Source organism: Streptomyces sp. B3I8, assembly GCF_030816915.1.
In the GTDB taxonomy this organism is placed as follows: domain Bacteria; phylum Actinomycetota; class Actinomycetes; order Streptomycetales; family Streptomycetaceae; genus Streptomyces.
In genome coordinates this window covers 6,329,874-6,349,811 of sequence record NZ_JAUSYN010000002.1, presented here as the reverse complement: position 1 = coordinate 6,349,811, position 19,938 = coordinate 6,329,874, and the positions used below count along the sequence as shown (strand labels likewise).

Below are 19,938 nucleotides of genomic sequence, written 5' to 3'. Positions count from 1 at the left end.
TGACCCCAGGTTCCCCGCGGTCCCGGGGCCACACCGCGCGCCGCCGGGCGCCGCGTCCTCAGACCAGGTCGGCGCCCACCGCGTCCACCTCATCCGCCTTGTCCGCCTCGTCCACCTCGTCGAGGAAGCCGCCCGACTGGTGCTGCCACAGCTTGGCGTAGGCCCCGTCGCAGGCGAGCAGTTCCTGGTGGGTGCCCTGCTCGATGATCCGGCCGCGGTCGAGGACGACGAGCCGGTCCATGCCGGCGACCGTGCTCAGCCGGTGGGCGACGACGAGCGCCGTGCGCCCCTCCATGAGCCGCCACAACGCCTCCTGGATCAGCACCTCACTCTCGGAGTCCAGGGCGCTGGTCGCCTCGTCGAGCAGCAGGATCGGCGCGTCCCGCAGGATGGCCCGGGCGAGCGCGACCCGCTGCCGCTGCCCGCCGGAGAGTTTGACGCCACGCTCGCCGACCATGGTGTCGAAGCCGTCCGGCAGCCCGTCGGCGAACTCCGTGACGTGCGCGGCCTCGGCCGCGTGGCGGATCTCGGCGTCGGTGGCGCCGGGCCGGGCGAACGCGATGTTCTCCCGCAGGGTGCGGTGGAACATCGCCGGGTCCTGCGGCACGTACGCCATCAGGCTGCGCAGGTCCGCCTGGCGCAGCCGGGTGATGTCCTGGCCGCCGATCAGGATGCGGCCGGCGTCGATGTCCGTCATGCGCAGCAGCAGCCGGGTGAGGGTGGTCTTGCCGCCGCCGGACCTGCCGACCAGGCCGATCTTCGCCCCGTCGGGCACGGTCAGGTCCAGGCCCCGGAAGAGCGGTTCGCTTCCCCGGTGGGCGAAGGTGACCTTCTCGAAGCGGATGTCGGCGGACCCGGGCCGCAGCGGCTCGGGGGCCGGCGGGTCGAGCACGGTCGGGGGCTGCAGCAGCAGTTCGGTGAACTGCGCGGCCTCCGTCATCGAGCTCTCCAGCCGGCGGTAGATCTGGTTGAACTCGAACATGATGCGGGTGGCGTTGCTGTAGTAGGTGAACGCCACGACGACCGCCTCCACGCCGTGCGCGCCCCCGCCGAGGACGACGGCGAGCAGCAGGCCCAGCGCGTTGGTCAGCACCGACATCGGCGCGACGAAGGTGTCGATGCGCAGGTTGCCGTAGTCCCAGGAACGCAGGGTCAGGCTCCGGGAGTGGGCGACGCGGGAGCGGTGTTCGGCGGCCTCGCGTTCCTCGGCGGCGAACGCGCGGACGGTGTCCATGTTCATCAGGCTGTCGGCGACGTGCCCGGCGACCCGGGCGATGGCCTCCTCGCGGCGGCGCACGAGTGCCTGTCGGCGCCGGATGAGGGGCGCCACGCAGACCGATGTCGTCCCGATCATCACCACCAGGCCGACGACGAGCAGGGGCTCGTAGCGCCACAGCACCACCGACCCGAAGATCAGGGGCACGATCCGGCCGATGACCTGGAACGTCATCGTGTCGACGCAGTCCTCGAAGCGGGAGGCGAAGCTGAGGACCCGCTTGGTCAGCGCCCCGGCGAAGTTGTCGTGGAAGAACCCGGCGTCCTTCGCGAAGAGTTCGTCCATCCCGGTGATGTACAGGCGCTCGATGCCGCGGGCGGCGAGGCGGTTGAGGCAGTGCAGGCCGAGGCGCCACATCACCTCCGCGAGCAGCAGGGTCCCGGCGAAGCCCAGGACGTACGGCAGCGCGTCGCCGAGGCCGAGGTCAGCGTGGTCGGCGATGCGGCCGACGAGCTTGGCGACGACCAGGGGGGCGACGTAGTTGATGCCGATGTTGCCGACCGCGGGGAGCAGCATCGCTCCCGCCGTCAGCCATTTGCGGCGGGCCAGTTCCCGGCCGTAGTGGCGCAGCGCGAGAAGGACCGGACCGGTCTTTCGGGACCTGCCCGGTGGAGCATCGGGTACGGGCGGTGATGGCATGGAGACCCTCCGTAGTCGCTCGGGGGCGCGCCGCACGGCAGTCGCGTGTGAGGGGCCCGGTGGAAGGTGGCAGTGTCCCGCGTGGACACCGGTGAGGTCCAAGCGTTTTCGCCGGTCCGTACGGCGTGCGAACAGGTTCGGCCACCTGTCCGTCCGCGCCGTGCGTCACTCGGGGCTCCCCCCGCACCGCCGGGGCGCGGCCGTCGGGGAACGTCCGGTGGGCGGTGGGGCGGTGTCGCGTACGGCGGGGCGCACGGACCGGGGCGGACGCCGCCGGGTGCGGGCCGACGGTGTTGCGCGGGTGCGGATTTCGACGGAAATGCCGCTGCCGGGGCCGTCGCAAGGAGCCGCCGCAGGGGGTTGTCACCGACGGCCGTCACCGGCGCCGGGCCAGGCCGTCTCCGGGCCGCCTGGCCGCCGGTCCGCGGAGACATGCCGAGGGCCGGTTCGGATGTCCTCCGAAACCGGCCCTGAACCGCGACTCTCACGAGTCGGGACGACAGGATTTGAACCTGCGACCCCTTGACCCCCAGTCAAGTGCGCTACCAAGCTGCGCCACGTCCCGCTGCCCGCCTGACCTGGGGTTTCCCCCGGGTCGAACGTGCACGGAAACCATACCGCACTCCGGGCGGTGGCCGCGCACGGCTTTTCCCCGTACGGCACACGGTCAGCCGGCGGCCGGCAGCCCCAGCGTCGGATGTGCTTCCAGGAGGCGGGGCGGTGCCGCCTGGCGCCAGGAGTCGGCGAGGATGTCCCGCAGTTCCGCCTCGTCCTCCAGGGCGGCCAGCCGGGCGCGCACCCAGGCGAAGGACGCCTCGTGGCCCGCGATCCAGAATTTGTCCGGCTCGGCGAGCACGAGTTCGTCGCGCTCCACCTTCGGACAGCGCACGGCGAGGGACGTCTCGTCCTCGGGGAGGGTGGCGAACATCTTTCCCGCGACGCGGAACGTGGGCATGCTCCAGGCGGTCTTCTCCACCGTGTCCGGCAGGGAGAGGGCGATACGGCGTACGTCTTCGGCATCCGGCATGCCCGCACGGTAACCAACGGCACTGACATCGGGCGCGGGCGCCGGGGCCCGCTCACCGGGGAGCGGCCGGGCCGCCGTCAGTGCGCCGTCGCGGCCTCGGTCAGCGCGTCCAGGACGGGGCGGATCAGGGGGTGTTCCTCCGCGCCCCGGCGGACCGCCGCGAACACCCGGCGGGTCGGTGCCACCCCGTCCACCGGCCGGACGACGACGTCGGTCAGGTCCGTGCCGCGCAGCGCGGAGCGCGGCACGAGCGCCACTCCCGCGTCGGCGGAGGCCAGCGAGATCACGGCGCTGAAGTCGTCGGAGGAGTGTTCGAGGCGGGGCTGGAAACCGGCGTGCTCGCAGGCCAGGACGACCACGTCGTGGCACGGGTTGCCCGGGTAGGGGCCGATCCACGGGTCCTTGGCGAGCTCCGCGAGGGGCACCACCTCCGCCCCGGCCAGCCGGTGGCCGACGGGGACGACCGCATCGAACGGTTCGGCGTACAGCGCGATGTGGGTGAGCCGGGGGTCGTCGGCGCCGGGGGCGCCCCGGTACTCGACCGCGACCGCCACGTCCACCTGCCGGTCGAGCACCATCGGCAGGCTGGCGTCGCCCTCCGCGTCCCGGACGCGGACCCGGATGCCGGGTGCGGTACGGGCCAGGGTGACCAGCGCGGGGGCGACGACCAGGCCGATGCCGGTGGCGAACGCGGCGAGCGTCACCGTGCCCGCCGAGCCCGCGCCGTACGCCGCGAGCTCGGCCTCCGCGCGTTCCAGCCGGGCGAGGACGGCGTGGGTGTGGCCGAGCAGGATCTCCCCGGCCGGCGTGAGCCGCACCCCCTTGGCACCGCGTTCCACCAGCCGGTGCCCGGTCTCCTGCTCCAGCGCCGCCAACTGCTGCGAGACGGCGGAGGGGGTGAGGTACAGCGCGGCGGCGGCCGCGGTCACCGTGCGGTGGTCCGCCACCGCCCGGAGAATGTGCAACCGCCGCGCCTCGATCATGCGGTCGATTATCGCAACACCCGGCCGCACCTTCCGTTCCACGGCCCCGCCGCGCCCAAAAGGGGCGCGGGGAACCGCGCGACCGGCCACGCAGCACCCGCGCCCACCCGGAAGGGCAGGGGCGGCGGGGCGAAGAAAGCCCCCCTCAACCCTCCAGCTCGGCCCGCGCGGCGACGAACGCCGCCACGGCCCGCTCCACGTCCTGTGCCGAGTGCGCCGCGGACAGCTGCACGCGAATGCGGGCCGCGCCCTGCGGCACCACCGGGTACGAGAACCCGATCACGTACACCCCCCGCTCCAGCAGCAGCTCCGCCATGCGCCCCGCCTTCGCCGCGTCGCCGATCATGACGGGCGCGATGGCGTGGTCGCCGGAGAGGACGTCGAACCCCTCGTCGGTCATCCGGCGCCGGAACAGTTCGGTGTTGGCGGCCAGCTTCTCCCGCAGCTCCCCCGCCGACTCCAGCAGGTCCAGCACCTTCAGGGAGGCCGCCGCGATCACCGGGGCCAGCGTGTTGGAGAACAGGTACGGGCGCGAACGCTGGCGCAGCAGCGCGACGATCTCGGCGCGGGCGGCCACGTACCCGCCGGACGCGCCGCCGAGCGCCTTGCCGAGCGTGCCGGTGAGGATGTCGACCCGGTCCATGACCCCGTGCAGTTCGGGCGTGCCCCGGCCGCCGGGGCCGACGAAGCCCACGGCGTGCGAGTCGTCGACCATGACCATGGCGTCGTACCGGTCGGCGAGGTCGCAGATCTCGCGCAGCGGGGCGACGTAGCCGTCCATCGAGAAGACGCCGTCGGTGACGATCAGCCGCCGCCGCGCGTCCCCGGCCGTCTTGAGCTGGGTCTCCAGGTCGGCCATGTCGCGGTTGGCGTAACGGAAGCGGCGGGCCTTGGAGAGGCGGATGCCGTCGATGATGGAGGCGTGGTTGAGGGCGTCGGAGATCACCGCGTCCTCGGCGCCGAGCAGTGTCTCGAAGACACCGCCGTTGGCATCGAAGCAGGAGGAGTACAGGATCGTGTCCTCCTGGCCGAGGAAGGCCGACAGCCGGGCCTCCAGCTCCTTGTGCACCTCCTGCGTGCCGCAGATGAAGCGTACGGAGGCCATGCCGTAGCCCCAGCGGTCCAGCGCCTCGTGGGCGGCGGCGACCACCTCGGGGTGGTCGGCGAGACCGAGGTAGTTGTTGGCGCAGAAGTTGAGGACCTCACCGGGCCGGCCGCCCGCCGTGACGGCGACGGTCGCGGACTGCGGGGTGCCGAGGACGCGCTCGGGCTTGTGCAGCCCGGCGGCGCGGATCTCGTCGAGGGTGACGCGGAGGTCGTCGCGTACGGAGTCGAACATGAAGGGGCTCCTGAAGGTGCGTGCGGGTGGCGGGAGTTACGCGGTCCAGTCGAGGATGACCTTGCCGCCCCGGCCGCTCGCGGCGTCGGCGAACGCGGCCTCGTACTCGTCGTGGCCGTACCGGCCGGTGATGACGGGGGCCAGGTCGAGGCCGCCCTCCAGCAGGACGGACATCGCGTACCAGGTCTCGAACATCTCCCGGCCGTAGATGCCCTTGAGGGTGATCATCGACGTGACGATCCGGGCGAAGTCGACGGGGAACTCCTCGGCGGGCAGGCCGAGCATCGCGATGCGGCCGCCGTGCGTCATGTTGGCGATCATGTCGCGCAGCGCCTCGGGACGGCCGGACATCTCCAGGCCGATGTCGAAGCCCTCGCGCAGCCCCAGCTTCCGCTGTCCGTCGGCGATCGTGGCGCCGGAGACGTTCAGGGCCAGGCTCACGCCGATCTTGCGGGCCAGCTCGAGCCGCTCCTCGCTGACGTCGGTGACGACGACGTGGCGGGCGCCGGCGTGCCGGGCCACGGCGGCGGCCATCAGGCCGATGGGTCCGGCGCCGGTGATCAGCACGTCCTCGCCGACCAGCGGGAAGGACAGCGCGGTGTGCACGGCGTTGCCGAACGGGTCGAAGATGGCGGCCACGTCGAGGTCGACGGGGACTCGGTGCACCCACACGTTGGACGCGGGCAGGGCGACGTACTCCGCGAACGCGCCGTCGCGCCCGACACCGAGGCCGACGGTGGCGCGGCACAGGTGGCGGCGGCCGGCCAGGCAGTTGCGGCAGGTGCCGCACACCAGGTGGCCCTCGCCGCTGACCCGGTCGCCCGTCTTGATGCCGGTGACGTCCCGGCCGGTGTCGACGACCTCGCCGACGAACTCGTGCCCGAGCACCAGCGGGGTGGTGATCGCCTGCTGGGCCCAGCCGTCCCAGGAGCGGATGTGCAGGTCGGTGCCGCAGATGCCGGTGCGCAGCACCTTGATCAGTACGTCACCGGGGCCGATGGCCGGTTCGGGTACGTCCTGGAGCCACAGGCCGGGCTCCGCCTTCTGCTTGACCAGCGCCTTCACGCGTACGGCTCCTGTGGTTCGACGGCTCGGTCCCCGGTGAGGGGATCCCTCTGGAATCTGCCGTACCGCCCGGCGGCGGTCCATCGAGGATTTCTTAAGCGCGCCCGCAGCTTTCCTTCACACCCCGGAGCCGTCCGTGCCGTCCATGCCTCCCGTGCCGCCCATGCCGCCCCTTCCGCCCGCCCCGTCCGGTGGTCGCGGGCCGCCGTTCCCCCGCTCCAGGAGCCGCTGGGTCAGTTCCGCGGCGAGCCCCTTGATGGTCTCCAGCCCCTCCCGGCCCCAGCGGCGCGGGACGACGTCGGCGACGCAGACCGTGCCGAGCGCGAGGCCGGTGGGGTCGGGCAGCGGGGCGCCGAGGTAGGCCCGGACGCCGGTCTCGTCGACGATCGGGTTGCCGGCGAACCGCGGGTAGTCGCGCACGTCCTCCAGCGCCAGCGCCCGGCGGCGGACCACGACGTGCGGGCAGAAACCGTGGTCGCGGGTGAGCAGCCGGGCCCGCCCCGTACCGTCCGCACCGGTGGCGGCGGGCAGCGGGAGGCCGTCCGGCGTGTGCAGCCCGGCGAGGAACTGCCGTTGCTCGCCGACGAAGTTGACCATCGCGTACGGGGCCGCCAGCACCCGGGCCAGCCGGTCCGCGAACGCGTCCAGGGCGGGGTCGGGGTGCTCCCCGAGGCCGAGGGCGCGCAGCCGTCGCATCCGCTCGGGGGCGTCCTCGTCCTGCGGGGTCAGCAGGAGCCGGCGGAGGCTCATGTGCGGGCTCCGTGGTGCGGCGCCTGGGTGGCCGGGATGTGGGCGATGAGGTACTTGACCAGGGCGAGCAGGGTCTGCACCCCGGAGCTGGAGATACGGGCGTCGCAGCGGACGACGGGGATGTGGCGGTCCAGGTCGAGGGCCGCGCGCACCTCCTCGGGGTCGTAGCGGTGGGCGCCGTCGAACTCGTTGATCGCGACGATGAAGCCGAGGCCGCGCTCCTCGAAGAAGTCGATGGCGGCGAAGCACTCCTGGAGCCGACGGGTGTCGGCGAGGATCACCGCGCCGAGCGCGCCCTCGGACAGTTCGTCCCACATGAACCAGAACCTCTCCTGGCCGGGGGTGCCGAACAGGTAGAGCACGTGCCGCGGGTCGAGGGTGATGCGGCCGAAGTCCATCGCGACGGTGGTCTCGACCTTGTTCTCGATGCCGTCGAGGTTGTCGGTGGCGGCGCTGACCGTGGTGAGGAGTTCCTCCGTGCTGAGCGGCGCGATCTCGCTGACCGCGCCCACGAAGGTGGTCTTGCCTACTCCGAACCCGCCCGCCACGAGGATCTTCAGCGCGGTGGGGAAGGCGTCAGAGCTGTCGTCGTAGTCCATCGAGCACTGCCTCCAGAAGGGACCGGTCCGTGGGGTTGTGGTGGAAGGCCGGGGGCCTGGTGGTGAGCGCCCCGCTGTCGACGAGGTCGGACAGCAGCACCTTGGCGACCGCGACCGGCAGCCTGAGCTGTCCGGCGACCTCGGCGACGGAGACGGGTCCCCCGCACAGGCCGAGCACCTGGGTGTGTTCGGGGCCGAGGTAGCCGCGGGGGGTCGCCCCGGTGGCTCTCACCTGCGACAACAGGTCGAGGGCGGCGGTCGGCCGGGTCCGCCCGTTGCTGACCTGGTAGGGGCGGACCAGCCGGCCGGCGGCATCGTCGAGCCAGGGCCCGTCGCCCGCGGTGGCCGCGCTCAAGGCCTCAGCACCGGGGGCCGGCCGACGGGCTGCCGGGGCGCGGTCACCAGGTACGGGCGGACGCTCTTGACCAGCATCGCCATCTCGTAGCCGAGGACCGCGGCGTCGGCCTCCCGGTCGGCGAGCACGGCGAGACAGGTGCCGGAACCGGCGGTGGAGACGAACAGCAGGGAGGAGTCGAGTTCGACGACGACCTGGCGGACGTCGCCGCCGCCCGCGAACCGGATGCCGGCGCTGCGGCCGAGGGAGTACAGGCCGGAGGCGAGTGCGGCCATGTGGTCGGCGCTGTCCTGGTCCAGGCCGTGGACGGACTTGACCAGCCCGTCGCAGGAGAGCAGTACCGCGCTCCTGGTGTGCGGCACGCGCTGCACGAGGCCGCTCATCAGCCAGTCGAGGTCGGATGCGTGGCCGGTCGGCGCTTCGCTCGCCATGGTGGATCGACTCCTTGGAGTACGGGGGGCGGTGAGGGTGGTGGGGACGGTGGGACCGGTGTTCGTCGCCCTGCTCGTCGTCTCGCTCGTCGTCCCGCTCATCCGGCGGACGCACGCCCGTCGCGCCGGGCGGCGCCCTCGGGGGCGGGCACGGACGGGCGGGCCACACGCGCGTCGGCCGCGTGCGGCGAAACGGGGTCGAGGGTGGCGGGGTACGGCGGTTCGTCCGGCGCGTCCGGCCCGTCAAGCCCCTTCACAACCGGGTACGGCTGTCCGGCGGGGACGACCGGGTCGGCCGGGCCGGTGGGAGCGACGAGGTTCGGGGACGACGGCTCGGCGGGGCGTCCCGCGGGGCCGACGGGGCCGACGGGGCCGACGGTCGAGGACGCTTGCGGGGGCTCCGCGGAGGCCGGGCTCGACGGTTCGCCGAGCCCGGGGGAAGCCGGGTGCGGCGGCTCAGGGGCGGCCGGTTCGCGTTGCTGGGCCGCCTCGGCGAGGCCGATGCCGCGCTGGAACGCCGCCATCAGGCCGGGGTCGTGCTCGACGTACGCTTCGGCGTCCGCCCGGGGCCCGGGGGCGGGGCCACCGCGGAGCTGGGGCGCGAGATGCTCCTGGGCGCGGCGCCGGGGCAGTTGCGGCTTGCCCATGGTGCCGCGGACGGGGCCGACCCGCGGGGTGGGCGGCAGCCCGGTGTTCTCCGCGAGCGCCCGACGGTGCCCGGCGCCGAGGCCCGGCTGCGCCGCGGCCGGACTGGGCCGCGCGGCGCGCTGCCCCCGCACGGGCAACGGCGGCGCCGTCCCGGGCGGACCGCCGGGTTCACCGGAACCGGAGCCGGGGTGTCCCCCGCCGGACCCGGTGTCCCCGGGCACCGCGCCGGAACCGTGCGTACCGCTCGCGGTGACCTGGACCCAGTCCACGCCCGTACCGGGTGCGGGCGCCGACGCGGGAGTGCCGTGTCCACCCGTACCGGACGTACCGGAGGGCGTCCCGGTGCCCGGGGTGCCCGGACCGGCGGGCGTTCCGGCGCCGGGGGCTGCGGGAACCGGGGCCACCGCCCCGTCGGTCGCGAAGGCCGGCACACCGGCGGACGGCCTTCCCCGCCCGTCCCGCGCCGGGACGCCCGCCGACGCGGGCTCCGTACGGCCCGCGTGCTCCGTGGGGCCGGCGTGCCGCGCCGGGTTCACCCATCCTTCGGGGCCGGGCCGCTCGCCGCGGCCGGCGTGCGCCGGAGCACCGGCGCCGTCCGTACGCGGCGCACCGGGCACGGGCGCTCCTCCGCCTCCGCGCGGTGCGCCCGGAGGGGGCATTCCCCCGGCTCCGCCGGTCCCGCCGGCCGCGGGCGCCCCGCCCTGTCCGGGCACCCGGCCCTGCCCAGGCGCCGTGCCTCCCGGCCGCGCCCCACGCGCGGCGGGTGTCGCCGGCAGCTCCGGCGGGGGTGTGCCGAGGACGTCCGCGGGCAGGACCAGGACCGCCTGGACCCCGCCGTAGATGTTGGTGCCCAGCCGTACCTGGATCCCGTGACGGCGGGCGAGCTGGGAGACGACGTACAGGCCGATCCGGCCGTCCTGCAGCAGGCTGGCGACGTTGACCTGGTCGGGGTCGGCGAGCAGCGCGTTCATGCGGTGCTGTTCGGCGAGCGGCATGCCCAGGCCCCGGTCCTCGACCTCGACCGCGAGCCCGGAGGTGACGAGGTTGGCCCGGAGCAGCACCTGGGTGTGCGGCGCGGAGAACACCGTCGCGTTCTCGACGAGTTCGGCGAGCAGGTGGATGACATCGGCGACGGCGTTCCCGCGCAGCCGGCCGTCGATCGGCGGGACGAGGCGCACCCTGGAGTACTGCTCGACCTCGGCGATGGCCGAGCGCAGCACCTCGGTCATCTCCACCGGGTTGCTCCACTGCCGGCGCGAGACCGCGCCCCCGAGCACCGCGAGATTCTCCGCATGGCGGCGGATGCGGGTGGAGAGGTGGTCGACGTGGAAGAGGCCCTTGAGCAGATCGGGGTCCTCGATCTCGTTCTCCAGCTCGTCGAGCGTGGAGATCTCGCGGTGCACCAGCGACTGCAGTCGCCTGGCCAGGTTGAGGAACACCTCGAGTTTCTGTTCGTTGCCCGCCCGGCTGGAGAGCTGGGCGGCCCGCACGACGGCGGCGACCGCGCTCTCCTGCGCGCGGGCGAGGTCGGCGGCGAGGAGTTCGAAGTCGTCGGCGCCGGAGGTGTCGGCGGCGGGCCTGCCCCGGCCGCCCCGCTTCGGCACGGTCTCACCACGGCGCAGCGCCTCCACGAGGGCGCGCAGGTCGGCCTCGCCGCGGGTGGCGGTGCGCCGCAGCGTGTCCACCCGTTCCTTGACGGAGTCGGCCGCGCGGCCCGCGGCCACGGCCGCGGTCAGTACACCGGCGACGGCGACTCCGAACGCGCCGGCGAGCACGGCCCACAGCGTGGGCGTGGGCATCGCCGCGGTGGAGCGGACGGTGAAGAGCACGGCGGCGCAGCCGGCGAGGGCGACCGCGACGGGGGGCAGCACCGCCAGTCGCAGCAGTTGCGGCCGTATGTGCGTCTCGGTCGGCGTGGGTGCGGTGCGGGCGGCCGGTCGCCCGTGCCGCCCGCCCTCACGGCGGTCCGCACGGGTGGCCGGTGCGCGTAGGTGAGACATCGGTGTCCTCGTACTGGGGGCTCGGGGGCACGGGGCTCCCGCGGTCGGCGCGCGGCGTGGGCGTGCGCCATCGCTGTGCCGGCCGGGAGGGTCACGCAAGGGCGGCCCCCCGTCGTCCGGCGGCGACTCACAGTAGTCGTCACGACAGCATGCGCGGTGGCAGTTGGCAAAGTCCTCCGCGGAGCATCCCGCTCTGGTATGACGCGTCGTACGACAGACCGATAACCGTCTCGGACGCATGTTCCCTCGTTCGAGGGAAGCGATCAGAGCTGGTCAGAAGCAGTCAGGAGCGGGCGCACGGTCGGGCGGGGGTGGATCCCGGTCCCTCGCCGTACGCCCGGTTCCGTGCGCCCGCTGACCGGCCTCCGGGCGCCCTTCCGGCCCCCGGCAGGCCACCCGGCCGCCTCCGTCCGAGGTCACAGGGCGTGTTCAGGCGCGGCCGCACGCCCGGCCCCGCCGACCGCCGCCCTCCCGAACGGCCCGAAGGGACGCCAGGAACTACTGTGGACGAAAGCGGGCCCCACCGGTCCCGCGGTGGCACGGCTCCCGCCCCCCACACAGGGCGCCCTCCGCCACCGCGCGCCCCGGCCGCGGCCCGACGCGCGAGGCAAGCGGGAGGCGACGTGGCGTCTGGTGGTGCCGCCGGTGGTGCCGGACACCGGCGCCCGGCCGGCGAGCCGGACGGTCCCGTCCGCCCTGGCGGCCCCGACCGCCCCGGCGGCAGTGGCGACCCTGCGGAGGGACCCGGGGAGCGTGCGGCACGGACCGCCACCGACCCGGCGGGTTCTCCCGATCCCCTCGCCGCCCCGCGCGACACCGTGCTGCGGGCCCTGTCCGACATGAGCGAGGGCTTCCTGTCGGTCGACGACACCTGGCGTATCTCGTTCGCCAACCGGGAGGCCGCCCGCATCCTGGGCGCCGAGCCGGTCCGGCCGGGAACGAGGCTGTGGGAGGTGGCCGCGCTCGGCGTGCCCGGCCTGGAGGGCCAGTGCCGGCGCGCGGTCGCCGAGGGCCGGCCGATCGGCTTCGACCTCACGCGCCCGATCCACGGACGGCTGTACCACCTGCGTCTGGTCCCCGTCCCGGACGGCGGCCTCGGCATCTCCTTCGTCGACGTCACCGACCGCCGCCTGCGCGAGGCCGGACACCCGCCGGGCGCGCCGGCCGGCGAGCGTGCCGCGCGCATGTCCGAGCTCACCCTGGCCCTCGCCGAGGCCGTCACGTCCAAGGACGTGGTGCGGGCCGTCGCCGAGCACGTCCTGCCGCCCGTCGGGGCCGACGGGCTGGTGGTGGAGACCCTGGAGGCCGGCCGGATCCGCGTGGTCGACTCCGTCGGCTACAACCAGCGGTTCCTGGACCGGGTCGACGGACTCCCGCTCTCCGACCACACGGCCCTCGCCGACGTGCTGCGGGACCGCACCCCCCTGTTCGTCGGCTCCGCCGGCGAGTTCGTGGAGCTCTACCCGAAGCTGGAGTACCTCTCGGACAACTCGCCCTCCGCGGCCTGGGCCTTCCTCCCGCTGATCGTGTCCGGCCGGGCCACCGGCTCCCTCGTCATCTCCTTCGCCGAACCGCGCTCCTTCAGCGAGGACGACCGCACGCTGCTCACCGCGCTCAGCGGCCTCGTCGCCCAGGCGCTGGAGCGGGCCCGGCTGTTCGACGTCGAGCACACCCGCGCCCAGGGCCTCCAGCGCGGCCTGCTCCCCCGTACGCTGCCGTCGCTGCCCGCGGTCTCGGCGGCGGCCCGGTATCTGCCGGCCGGGCGGGGCGACGAGGTCGGCGGGGACTGGTACGACGTCATCCCGCTCTCCGGCGACCGGGTCGCCATGGTGATCGGCGACGTCATGGGGCACGGCATCACCGAGGCCGCCACCATGGGCCGGCTCCGCACGGCGGTGCGCACCCTGGCGGACCTGGACATGGACCCGGACGAGCTGCTGACCCACCTCAGCGAGATCGTCGGCGACCTCGGCTACGACTACTACGCGACCTGCCTGTACGCGGTGTTCGACCCGGTCACCCGGATCTGCTCGTACGCGCTGGCTGGTCATCTGCCGCCGGTCCTCGTCCACCCCGACGGCACGGTCCGCTCCCCCGACGTCGACATCGACCCGCCGCTGGGCGCCGCCGACCCGCCGTTCGAGGTGCACGAGCTGCGGCTGCCGGACGAGAGCCTGCTGGTCTTCTGCACCGACGGGCTGGTCGAGTCCCAGGACCGCGACGCCGACCAGGGGATGGCACTGCTGCGGCAGACCCTGGCCGCGGCCGTGACCCGCACCGGCTACTTCACCCCGTACGAGGCCACGGACACGGACACGGGTACCGGCCCGGACACCGACCGGCCCACGGGTACCGGCCCTCGTGCCGGTCGGCTGGACGAGCTGTGCGACATCGTCGTCTCGACGATGCTGCCGGACCACGCCCGCATCAGCGACGACGCAGCCCTGCTGATCGCCCACACCCGCTCCACGCCCACCTGCGACGTGGCCTCGTGCAGCCTCCCGGAGGACCCGCGGGCGGCCGGCCAGGCGCGGGAGTACGTGCGCAGCCAGCTCGACGTCTGGGGCCTGGACGACCTGGTGATGAGCACGGAGCTGCTGGTCAGCGAGCTGATCGGCAATGTGGTGCGGCACGCCCGCGGACCGATCCGGCTGCGCCTGATGCGCAGCCGGTCACTGATCTGCGAGGTTTACGACGGCAGCCTCACCACACCCCGCATCCGCCGCGTCGGCCAGACCGACGAGGGCGGCCGCGGCCTGCACCTGGTGGCCGCCCTCTCCCGCCGCTGGGGCACCCGCTTCCTGGCCGACGGCAAGTGCATCTGGACGGAGCAGGACCTGCCCGGCAAGCCCTGACCTTTTCATGCCTCACCGAGGAGTTCCCGTGCCTCCCCGGCCTGCGGCGCTCCAAGAGCGTTGTACAGGGCCGACGACTCCCGCAGCCAGGTACGTCCCACGCGGTCCTCGCCACGGGAAACGGCGAGCCTGCCGAGTTCGAGCCGCACGCGCGCCGCGCCGGACCGGTCCCCGATCCGCGCACAGGTCTGCCGTGCGTGCTCGAATCGCGCGTACGTTTCCCGAGCTCGGACCTGCCTCGGAGAGCGTCCCCCGAGAACCGGACGGATCCGTGTCTCAGGCCTCACCCACCTGGTCCACGGTGCGGTCGGTTGCCCCACCGGCCGGAGGCCAGGCCTGCCAGCCGCCGGCCGGGGCCTGGGCCACCTCGCGCCACCACGGGAAGACGGCTCCCGCCGCGGCCGGTTCGAGGGGTTCGCCCGGGCGGGGGGCCACCATGGTGGCGCCCGCGCGGTGTGCCGCCCACATCGTCCGCTCGCCGGGCTCGGCCCACGGGTGCGGTGCCAGGTTGAAGGTGCCCCAGTGGATGGGCAGCAGGACGCCCGCGGCCGCGTCCCCGCCCTGCAGGTCACGGTGGGCGTCGACGCCCTCCTCGGGGGTCATGTGGATGTCCGGCCACATGTCGCTGTACGCGCCGATCTGGATCATCGTCGCGTCGAACGGGCCGTGTTCCGTGCCGATGTCCTTGAAGCCGAAGAAATAACCGGTGTCCCCGCTGTGGTAGATCCGGTGGTGCTCGCCCGCGACCACCCAGGACGCCCACAGGGTGTGCTGTCTGTTGCGGATGCCGCGGCCGCAGAAGTGACGGGCGGGGGTGGCGGTGAGGGTGAGCCCGCCGACGCGCGTCGACTCGTTCCAGTCCAGCTCGCGCATCCGGTCCGGGGAGACGCCCCAGCGTTCCAGGTGGGCGCCGACGCCGAGCGGCACCGCGAAGAGCGTGTCCGTGCCGGCCAGTGCCTTGATCGTGGGCAGGTCGAGGTGGTCGTAGTGGTCGTGCGAGATGACGACCACGTCGACCGGGCCGAGCGCGGCCAGCGGCAGCGGGACGGGGTGCAGCCGCTTGGGGCCGATGAAGTCGAACGGGGAGCAGCGCTGCCCCCACACCGGGTCGAACAGGACGCGCTGTCCGTCGATCTCGGCGAGGATGCTGGAGTGGCCCGTCCAGGTGAGCCGGAGGCCGCTCTTCGGGGGCCGGGCGAGGTCGGCGACGGTCGTGGCGTGCACGGGGATGGTGCCGGTGGGGGCCCGTCGGGCGCGGGACTCCTTGTCGAGGTACTCCTTGGCCATCCCCAGGGCGGAGCCGCCGGACTCGCGGGTGCGGGTGCCGTCCGGGTTGACGAAGACGCCGTCGGCGAAGTTCGGGGAGCGGCGGATGCGGGCCATGCGTGCGCCCGTCGGGTCCGCGCCGAAGGAAAGCGGCCGTATGGGGCGCGGCCGGGTGGTGGGGGTACGTAGGCCGGTCACGGCGTCTCCAGTGGTGATCGTGGTGCGGTCCGTTTTCCGCGTCAACGGTTGTGGGGCGGCTGTGGGTTCCCGGGGGGTGGGTGGGGGTGCGGGGGTACGGGGAGGGCGCCGGGGAGGTCCTTCGCCCCCGCCGCCCCTTTCCCGTCCCGACCCCGGGCTCCCCCTCAGACCGCCGTGCCGATCCGCATCCTGATGTCCTCCGGGGACAGCGGGCCCTTGGCCACCGCCGTGTCGCCGGAGGACTGGCCGCGCAGCCGTCGGCCGATCCACGGCACGAGGTGCTCGCGCGCCCAGTGGATGTCGTCGCGGCGGATCTCCAGCGTCCCGCGCGGCGGCAGCGGCGGCCACGGCTGGTCGGGGTCGGCCGGGATCTCCAGGCCGAGGAGCTGGCCGGCGCGCAGGGCGACCCGGGTGTGCCCCTCGGGCGAGAGGTGCAGCCGGTCGGTGTCCCACGCCCGCCGGTCCTGCACCGTGCGCAGCGACCACAGGTCGAGCACGGGGCACCCGTAACGGTCGGCGATGGCCCGCACGTGCCCGTTGTACGTCGCGATCTTGCCGCGCAGGTGCTTGAACACGGGGACACCGCGGGTGTCGAAGCCGGTGGTCACCATCACCGTGCCGACCGTGCCGGTGAGGCGGGCGACCGCGCGCTCGAACCGTTCGGCGACCTCGTCCGGGTCGGTGCCGGGCCGGATGATGTCGTTGCCGCCCGCGCAGAAGGAGACCAGGTCGGGAGCGAGCTCCAGGGCCCGCGGGAGCTGGTCCGCGACGATCTGGTCGAGCAGTTTCCCGCGTACGGCGAGGTTGGTGTACCGGAAGTCGCCCTCGGGCCGCCGGTCGGCGAGGAGGACCGCGAAACGGTCGGCCCAGCCGACGAAGGCCCCGTCCGGCCCGGGGTCGCCCACGCCTTCGGTGAAGCTGTCCCCCACCGCCACGTACGACCCGATCACTGATCTGTTGTCACTCTTCGAATCGTCTGCCACATCGGCCCATCCTTCCTCCTGGGATGTGAGCTACGCGACCGTAAGGAGGGATTGACGGGCGGTGAGATACCCCACGGGTCAAGGCTTGGTCAATCGCGGAATAAGGCGCCGTCGCGACGCGCGGGGACGAAAGGGCACGGCCGAAGGCCGGACCCCGGGGATCGAGGGTCCGGCCTTCACAGGGCGCGGGAGCCGTCAGCCGACGGTGACGCCGTGGGCGCGCAGGTAGGCGACCGGGTCCACGTCCGAGCCGTAGTTCGGGGTGGTCCGGATCTCGAAGTGCAGGTGCGGCCCGGTCACGTTGCCGGTGGCGCCGGAGAGGCCGAGCTGCTGGCCCTCGGTCACGGTCTGGCCGGCCGAGACGGAGAGCTGCGAGAGGTGGGCGTACTGGGCGTAGTGGCCGTCGGCGAGCTTGAGGACGACCTGGTTGCCGTACGCGCCGCCCCAGCCGGCGGAGACGACGGTGGCGTCGGCTATGGCCTTGACGCTGGTGCCGGTCGGGACCACGAAGTCGGTGCCGGTGTGGTAGCCGCTGGACCACATGCTGCCGGCGGTGTGGTAAGCGGTGCCGATGACGGCGCCCTGGACCGGCAGGGTGTACCCGGAGGAGCTGCTCGCGGCGGGCTCGGCGGAGGAGGCGGCGGACCGGCCGGTCTGCGCGGACGCGGGCTTCTCGGCGTTCGCGGACTTCTCTGCGGTGCCGCTCCTGGCCGGGGCCTCGTGCGCGGCGGAGGACGAACCCGTCGCGTGCGCCGGAGCCTTGGCACCGAGGGTGAGCTTCAGGCCGGGGTGGATGAGCGACGGGTCGGTCCCGACGGCCGCACGGTTGTCGTCGTAGAGCTTGTGCCAGCCGCCGGCGACGTGCTGCTCGTCGGCGATCCTGGCGAGCCAGTCGCCGGCCTTCACCGTGTAGGTGCGGGCGGCGCCCTCGTGAGCGCCCGCCGTGACGGAGGTGGCGGAGTGCTCGGGTGCGGCGGCCGGGGTGGCCGCGTGGGCGCCGGTGGCAACCAGCAGGGGCAGCGCGATCGCGGCGCCACCGGTTCCGGCGGCGGCGAGGGAGGTGGTGATGAACCGGGCCTTGGTACGGCGGTGCTTACCCTTCGCGGGCATGTCGAATTCCTCTCCTGCGCCTGCGAGGTGAGCTGTCGGGTGCGAGCTGGAGATGCCCGGCCGTGTGATTCCACGGCTTTACCCCGAGCCTGTCCTGGAAGACCGGACCAGGCGATGTACCTGTGGGTCCCCCGCTCCTGCCGAGTGCGGGTGGGTGAGTGCGGATTCCGGGCGGCGGCAGGATTAGGCGTTCCGCTCGGAACGAGGGGGAACGTAAGCGAAATGGCGCCGCGACCACAAGCTTTGGATTTCCCGGGCACCGGGTTCTCTTGATCGATTCACAGAATTCACGCCGCCGCACAGAAATGGACGATCTTCTTCTCCCGCCGAATTCACCGACGGAACAGGCGAATTACGTGAACATGACGTTCGACGCCCCGTCACGGATATGACGCTGCTCACGCGCCGCTCGTCGATGTGGAGCAATACCGGGCCAGTTGGAGTGAAGCGACCAAGAATGACTATTCGGACAGAAACCCCTTATAGGGATCGACCGATTGGCCGCATGGTCCGTTTCACGGCATTCGCGGCGATGAGAGGCCCGTGGACGATGCGTGTACGGAACATGCTTGCCGGGGGCACCCGTGCCGTATCGTCGTCGGCGGTACGCGCCCCGCCGACGAGCCGCGTCGGCGGACGGATGGGAGGAGCACCCGTGACACAGCAGGTCCCGTCGACCGAGCCCGAGCTGGCCGGAGTGCGCAACTTCCGCGACCTGGGCGGGCTGCCGACCACGGACGGCCGGCGCGTGGCGTTCGGCAGGCTGTTCCGCAGCGGCCACCTCGCCCATGCGACGGCCGAGGACGCGGAGTTCCTCACCTCCCTGAACCTGCGCACGGTCTTCGACTTCCGCAACGCCGCCGACCACAAGCTGGAGGGCCCGGACGTGGAGCTGCCGGGCGTACGCAACGTGGGCATGCCGCTGTCCGACCCGGCCGACGGCGCGGAGTTCTGGAAGATGGTGCGCGAGGGGGACCTGGACCAGCTGCGGGAACTGCTGGCCGACGGCCGGGCCGAGGCCCGCATGATCGCCTCGTACCGCGCGATCGTCCGCGGACGCACGGCGGAGCACGCGCGGGTGCTGGGCACGCTGGCCGACGGCGGCGCGCCCGCGCTGATGCACTGCTCGGCGGGGAAGGACCGGGCGGGGCTGTCGATCGCCGTGACACTGCTCGCCCTGGGCGTGGAGCGGGACGCGATCGTCGCCGACTATCTGGAGTCGAACGCGAAGCACCGCCGGTACAAGGTGCGGCGCACCGCGTCCTCGCCGGACGCGTACTCCGCCGAGGTGATGGAACTGCTCGGCCCGCTGTTCGACGCGCGGGCCGAGTACCTCCGGGCGGCGTTCACCACGATCGAGGAGACCTGGGGCGGGGTGGACGCCTACCTGGGACAGGGTCTGGGAGTCACCCCCGAGGTGCGCACGCGGCTGCGCGAGCACCTGCTGGACTGAGGAAGCCTCCCCGGGCCGGGCCTACTTGGCGCCCACCTGGAAGAGCAGCCAGATGAAGGCGGCGAAGAGGTGGCCGACGGCCAGGTAGACGAGCAGCCTGATCCACAGGGCGCGCGGGAATTTCGTCTCGTAGTCGCTCATGGGGTGTCTCCGGTGAGAGGTCCGAGGCAGAGCGCGGTGCTCGGGCTCTGCAGGAGGGTGTGGACGAACAGCAGCTCGCAGCCGGCGCGGTCGGCGGCGGCGAGGCGGTGCGGGGTGAGCGAGTCGAAGTGCGCGCTGTCCCCGGCGTCGAGGAGATGCGCGGTGTCGCCGAGGCGGAGGCGGAGCCGGCCGCGCAGGACGTGGAGCCACTCCTCCCCCGGGTGGACGCGGACGATGTCGCCCTGCGTGCCGTGCGGGACGTGGACGCGCAGTGCCTGCATGCCGCGGGCGGGGGCGCCGGCCTGCCAGTACGTCCAGCCGCCGGCCTGCGTCGGTTCCGCGCGGGCGGCGCGGACGACGGCGTCGCGCTCGGCGACGGTCTCGCCGAGCAGTTCGGAGACGGTCGTGCCGTAGACGCGGGCGAGCGTGAGCAGGACGGGGAGTGAGGGGTGGCGATGGCCGGTCTCCAGGCGGGAGAGGTGGGCCGGCGAGAGGTTCGCGGCCTGGGCCGCGGTCTCCAGGGTCATGCCTGTGCGGTGGCGGTGGGCGCGGAGTTGCGGGGCGACGGTGGGGAGGGCCGCGCCGGGCTCCGCCGGGGGTGGCGGATCGGAAGGGCTGCTCATACCTCGATTGAGCCAGATTTTTGCCCGCTGGGCAATTTTCTTGCCTGAGAGGCAAAAGCGTGCGAAGGTGTGCCCACCCGGTCTCAACGCCCCCGCCGCCCCTGCCCTTCCCGTCCCCAGGGGGCTCCGCGCCCCTGGACAGGGGCGCGGAGAACTGCGCGAGAAGCCCCGCCCACCCGCACGTCCGGGGTCCGAAG

The 19,938-nt window shown here is 73.5% G+C and carries 17 protein-coding genes, 1 tRNA gene and 1 riboswitch; of the genes, 2 read left to right on the top strand and 16 right to left on the bottom strand.

The window, feature by feature from the left end:
• Positions 1-58: 58 nt before the first annotated feature.
• The 11 genes from QFZ64_RS30355 to QFZ64_RS30305 form a co-directional block, all read right to left on the bottom strand.
• Positions 59-1,915, bottom strand: coding sequence for an ABC transporter ATP-binding protein (locus QFZ64_RS30355; RefSeq protein WP_307070661.1), 1,857 nt, complete (start codon positions 1,913-1,915; stop codon positions 59-61).
• Between the two features lie 491 nt (positions 1,916-2,406).
• A tRNA-Pro gene (locus tag QFZ64_RS30350) sits at positions 2,407-2,480 on the bottom strand.
• A 102-nt stretch (positions 2,481-2,582) separates the two neighbouring features.
• Positions 2,583-2,942, bottom strand: coding sequence for an MmcQ/YjbR family DNA-binding protein (locus tag QFZ64_RS30345; RefSeq protein WP_307070660.1), 360 nt, complete (start codon positions 2,940-2,942; stop codon positions 2,583-2,585).
• A 77-nt stretch (positions 2,943-3,019) separates the two neighbouring features.
• Positions 3,020-3,925, bottom strand: a complete 906-nt coding sequence (locus QFZ64_RS30340; RefSeq protein ID WP_307070659.1) for a LysR family transcriptional regulator — start codon at positions 3,923-3,925, stop codon at positions 3,020-3,022.
• A gap of 145 nt (positions 3,926-4,070) precedes the next feature.
• Positions 4,071-5,264 (bottom strand): glycine C-acetyltransferase, encoded by a 1,194-nt coding sequence (locus QFZ64_RS30335; RefSeq protein WP_307070658.1) that lies wholly within the window; start codon positions 5,262-5,264, stop codon positions 4,071-4,073.
• A 36-nt stretch (positions 5,265-5,300) separates the two neighbouring features.
• Positions 5,301-6,329, bottom strand: a complete 1,029-nt coding sequence (tdh, locus tag QFZ64_RS30330) for an L-threonine 3-dehydrogenase (protein WP_307070657.1) — start codon at positions 6,327-6,329, stop codon at positions 5,301-5,303.
• A gap of 117 nt (positions 6,330-6,446) precedes the next feature.
• Entirely contained in the window at positions 6,447-7,079 is a 633-nt protein-coding gene (locus QFZ64_RS30325) for a GAF domain-containing protein (RefSeq protein WP_307070656.1), read from the bottom strand.
• On the bottom strand, positions 7,076-7,678 hold the full coding sequence (locus QFZ64_RS30320) for an ATP/GTP-binding protein (protein ID WP_307070655.1): 603 nt from the start codon (positions 7,676-7,678) through the stop codon (positions 7,076-7,078). The genes QFZ64_RS30325 and QFZ64_RS30320 overlap by 4 nt, the downstream gene beginning before the upstream one ends.
• Positions 7,656-8,033: a DUF742 domain-containing protein gene (locus QFZ64_RS30315; RefSeq protein WP_307070654.1), complete on the bottom strand. Its 378-nt coding sequence runs from the start codon at positions 8,031-8,033 to the stop codon at positions 7,656-7,658. The genes QFZ64_RS30320 and QFZ64_RS30315 overlap by 23 nt, the downstream gene beginning before the upstream one ends.
• Positions 8,030-8,464 (bottom strand): roadblock/LC7 domain-containing protein, encoded by a 435-nt coding sequence (locus QFZ64_RS30310; RefSeq protein WP_307070653.1) that lies wholly within the window; start codon positions 8,462-8,464, stop codon positions 8,030-8,032. The genes QFZ64_RS30315 and QFZ64_RS30310 overlap by 4 nt, the downstream gene beginning before the upstream one ends.
• 98 nt (positions 8,465-8,562) lie before the next feature.
• Positions 8,563-11,112, bottom strand: coding sequence for a sensor histidine kinase KdpD (locus QFZ64_RS30305; protein WP_307070652.1), 2,550 nt, complete (start codon positions 11,110-11,112; stop codon positions 8,563-8,565).
• A 623-nt stretch (positions 11,113-11,735) separates the two neighbouring features.
• Between QFZ64_RS30305 and QFZ64_RS30300 the strand changes: the two genes are divergently transcribed.
• Complete coding sequence (locus tag QFZ64_RS30300; protein ID WP_307070651.1) at positions 11,736-13,967, top strand: SpoIIE family protein phosphatase; 2,232 nt, start codon at positions 11,736-11,738, stop codon at positions 13,965-13,967.
• Positions 13,968-14,243: 276 nt separating this feature from the next.
• Here QFZ64_RS30300 and QFZ64_RS30295 read toward each other — a convergent pair whose 3' ends face one another.
• The 3 genes from QFZ64_RS30295 to QFZ64_RS30285 all read right to left on the bottom strand — a co-directional run bounded on the left by QFZ64_RS30295 (position 14,244) and on the right by QFZ64_RS30285 (position 17,524).
• Entirely contained in the window at positions 14,244-15,431 is a 1,188-nt protein-coding gene (locus QFZ64_RS30295) for an MBL fold metallo-hydrolase (RefSeq protein WP_307070650.1), read from the bottom strand.
• Between the two features lie 164 nt (positions 15,432-15,595).
• Complete coding sequence (locus QFZ64_RS30290; RefSeq protein WP_307071922.1) at positions 15,596-16,381, bottom strand: SGNH/GDSL hydrolase family protein; 786 nt, start codon at positions 16,379-16,381, stop codon at positions 15,596-15,598.
• 228 nt (positions 16,382-16,609) lie between these two features.
• Complete coding sequence (locus tag QFZ64_RS30285) at positions 16,610-17,524, bottom strand: M23 family metallopeptidase (protein WP_307070649.1); 915 nt, start codon at positions 17,522-17,524, stop codon at positions 16,610-16,612.
• 4 nt (positions 17,525-17,528) lie between these two features.
• A riboswitch (cyclic di-AMP (ydaO/yuaA leader) is annotated at positions 17,529-17,691 on the bottom strand.
• A gap of 488 nt (positions 17,692-18,179) precedes the next feature.
• Here QFZ64_RS30285 and QFZ64_RS30280 point away from each other — a divergent pair.
• Positions 18,180-18,977 carry a tyrosine-protein phosphatase gene (locus tag QFZ64_RS30280; protein WP_307070648.1) on the top strand — a complete coding sequence of 266 codons (798 nt, stop codon included), beginning with the start codon at positions 18,180-18,182 and terminating at the stop codon, positions 18,975-18,977.
• Positions 18,978-18,998: 21 nt separating this feature from the next.
• Here the strand turns inward: QFZ64_RS30280 and QFZ64_RS30275 are convergent, their stop codons facing one another.
• Positions 18,999-19,118 carry a DUF6126 family protein gene (locus tag QFZ64_RS30275; protein ID WP_307070647.1) on the bottom strand — a complete coding sequence of 40 codons (120 nt, stop codon included), beginning with the start codon at positions 19,116-19,118 and terminating at the stop codon, positions 18,999-19,001.
• Entirely contained in the window at positions 19,115-19,741 is a 627-nt protein-coding gene (locus QFZ64_RS30270; RefSeq protein ID WP_307070646.1) for a helix-turn-helix domain-containing protein, read from the bottom strand. Before QFZ64_RS30270 ends, QFZ64_RS30275 begins: the two co-directional genes overlap by 4 nt.
• Positions 19,742-19,938: the final 197 nt, after the last annotated feature.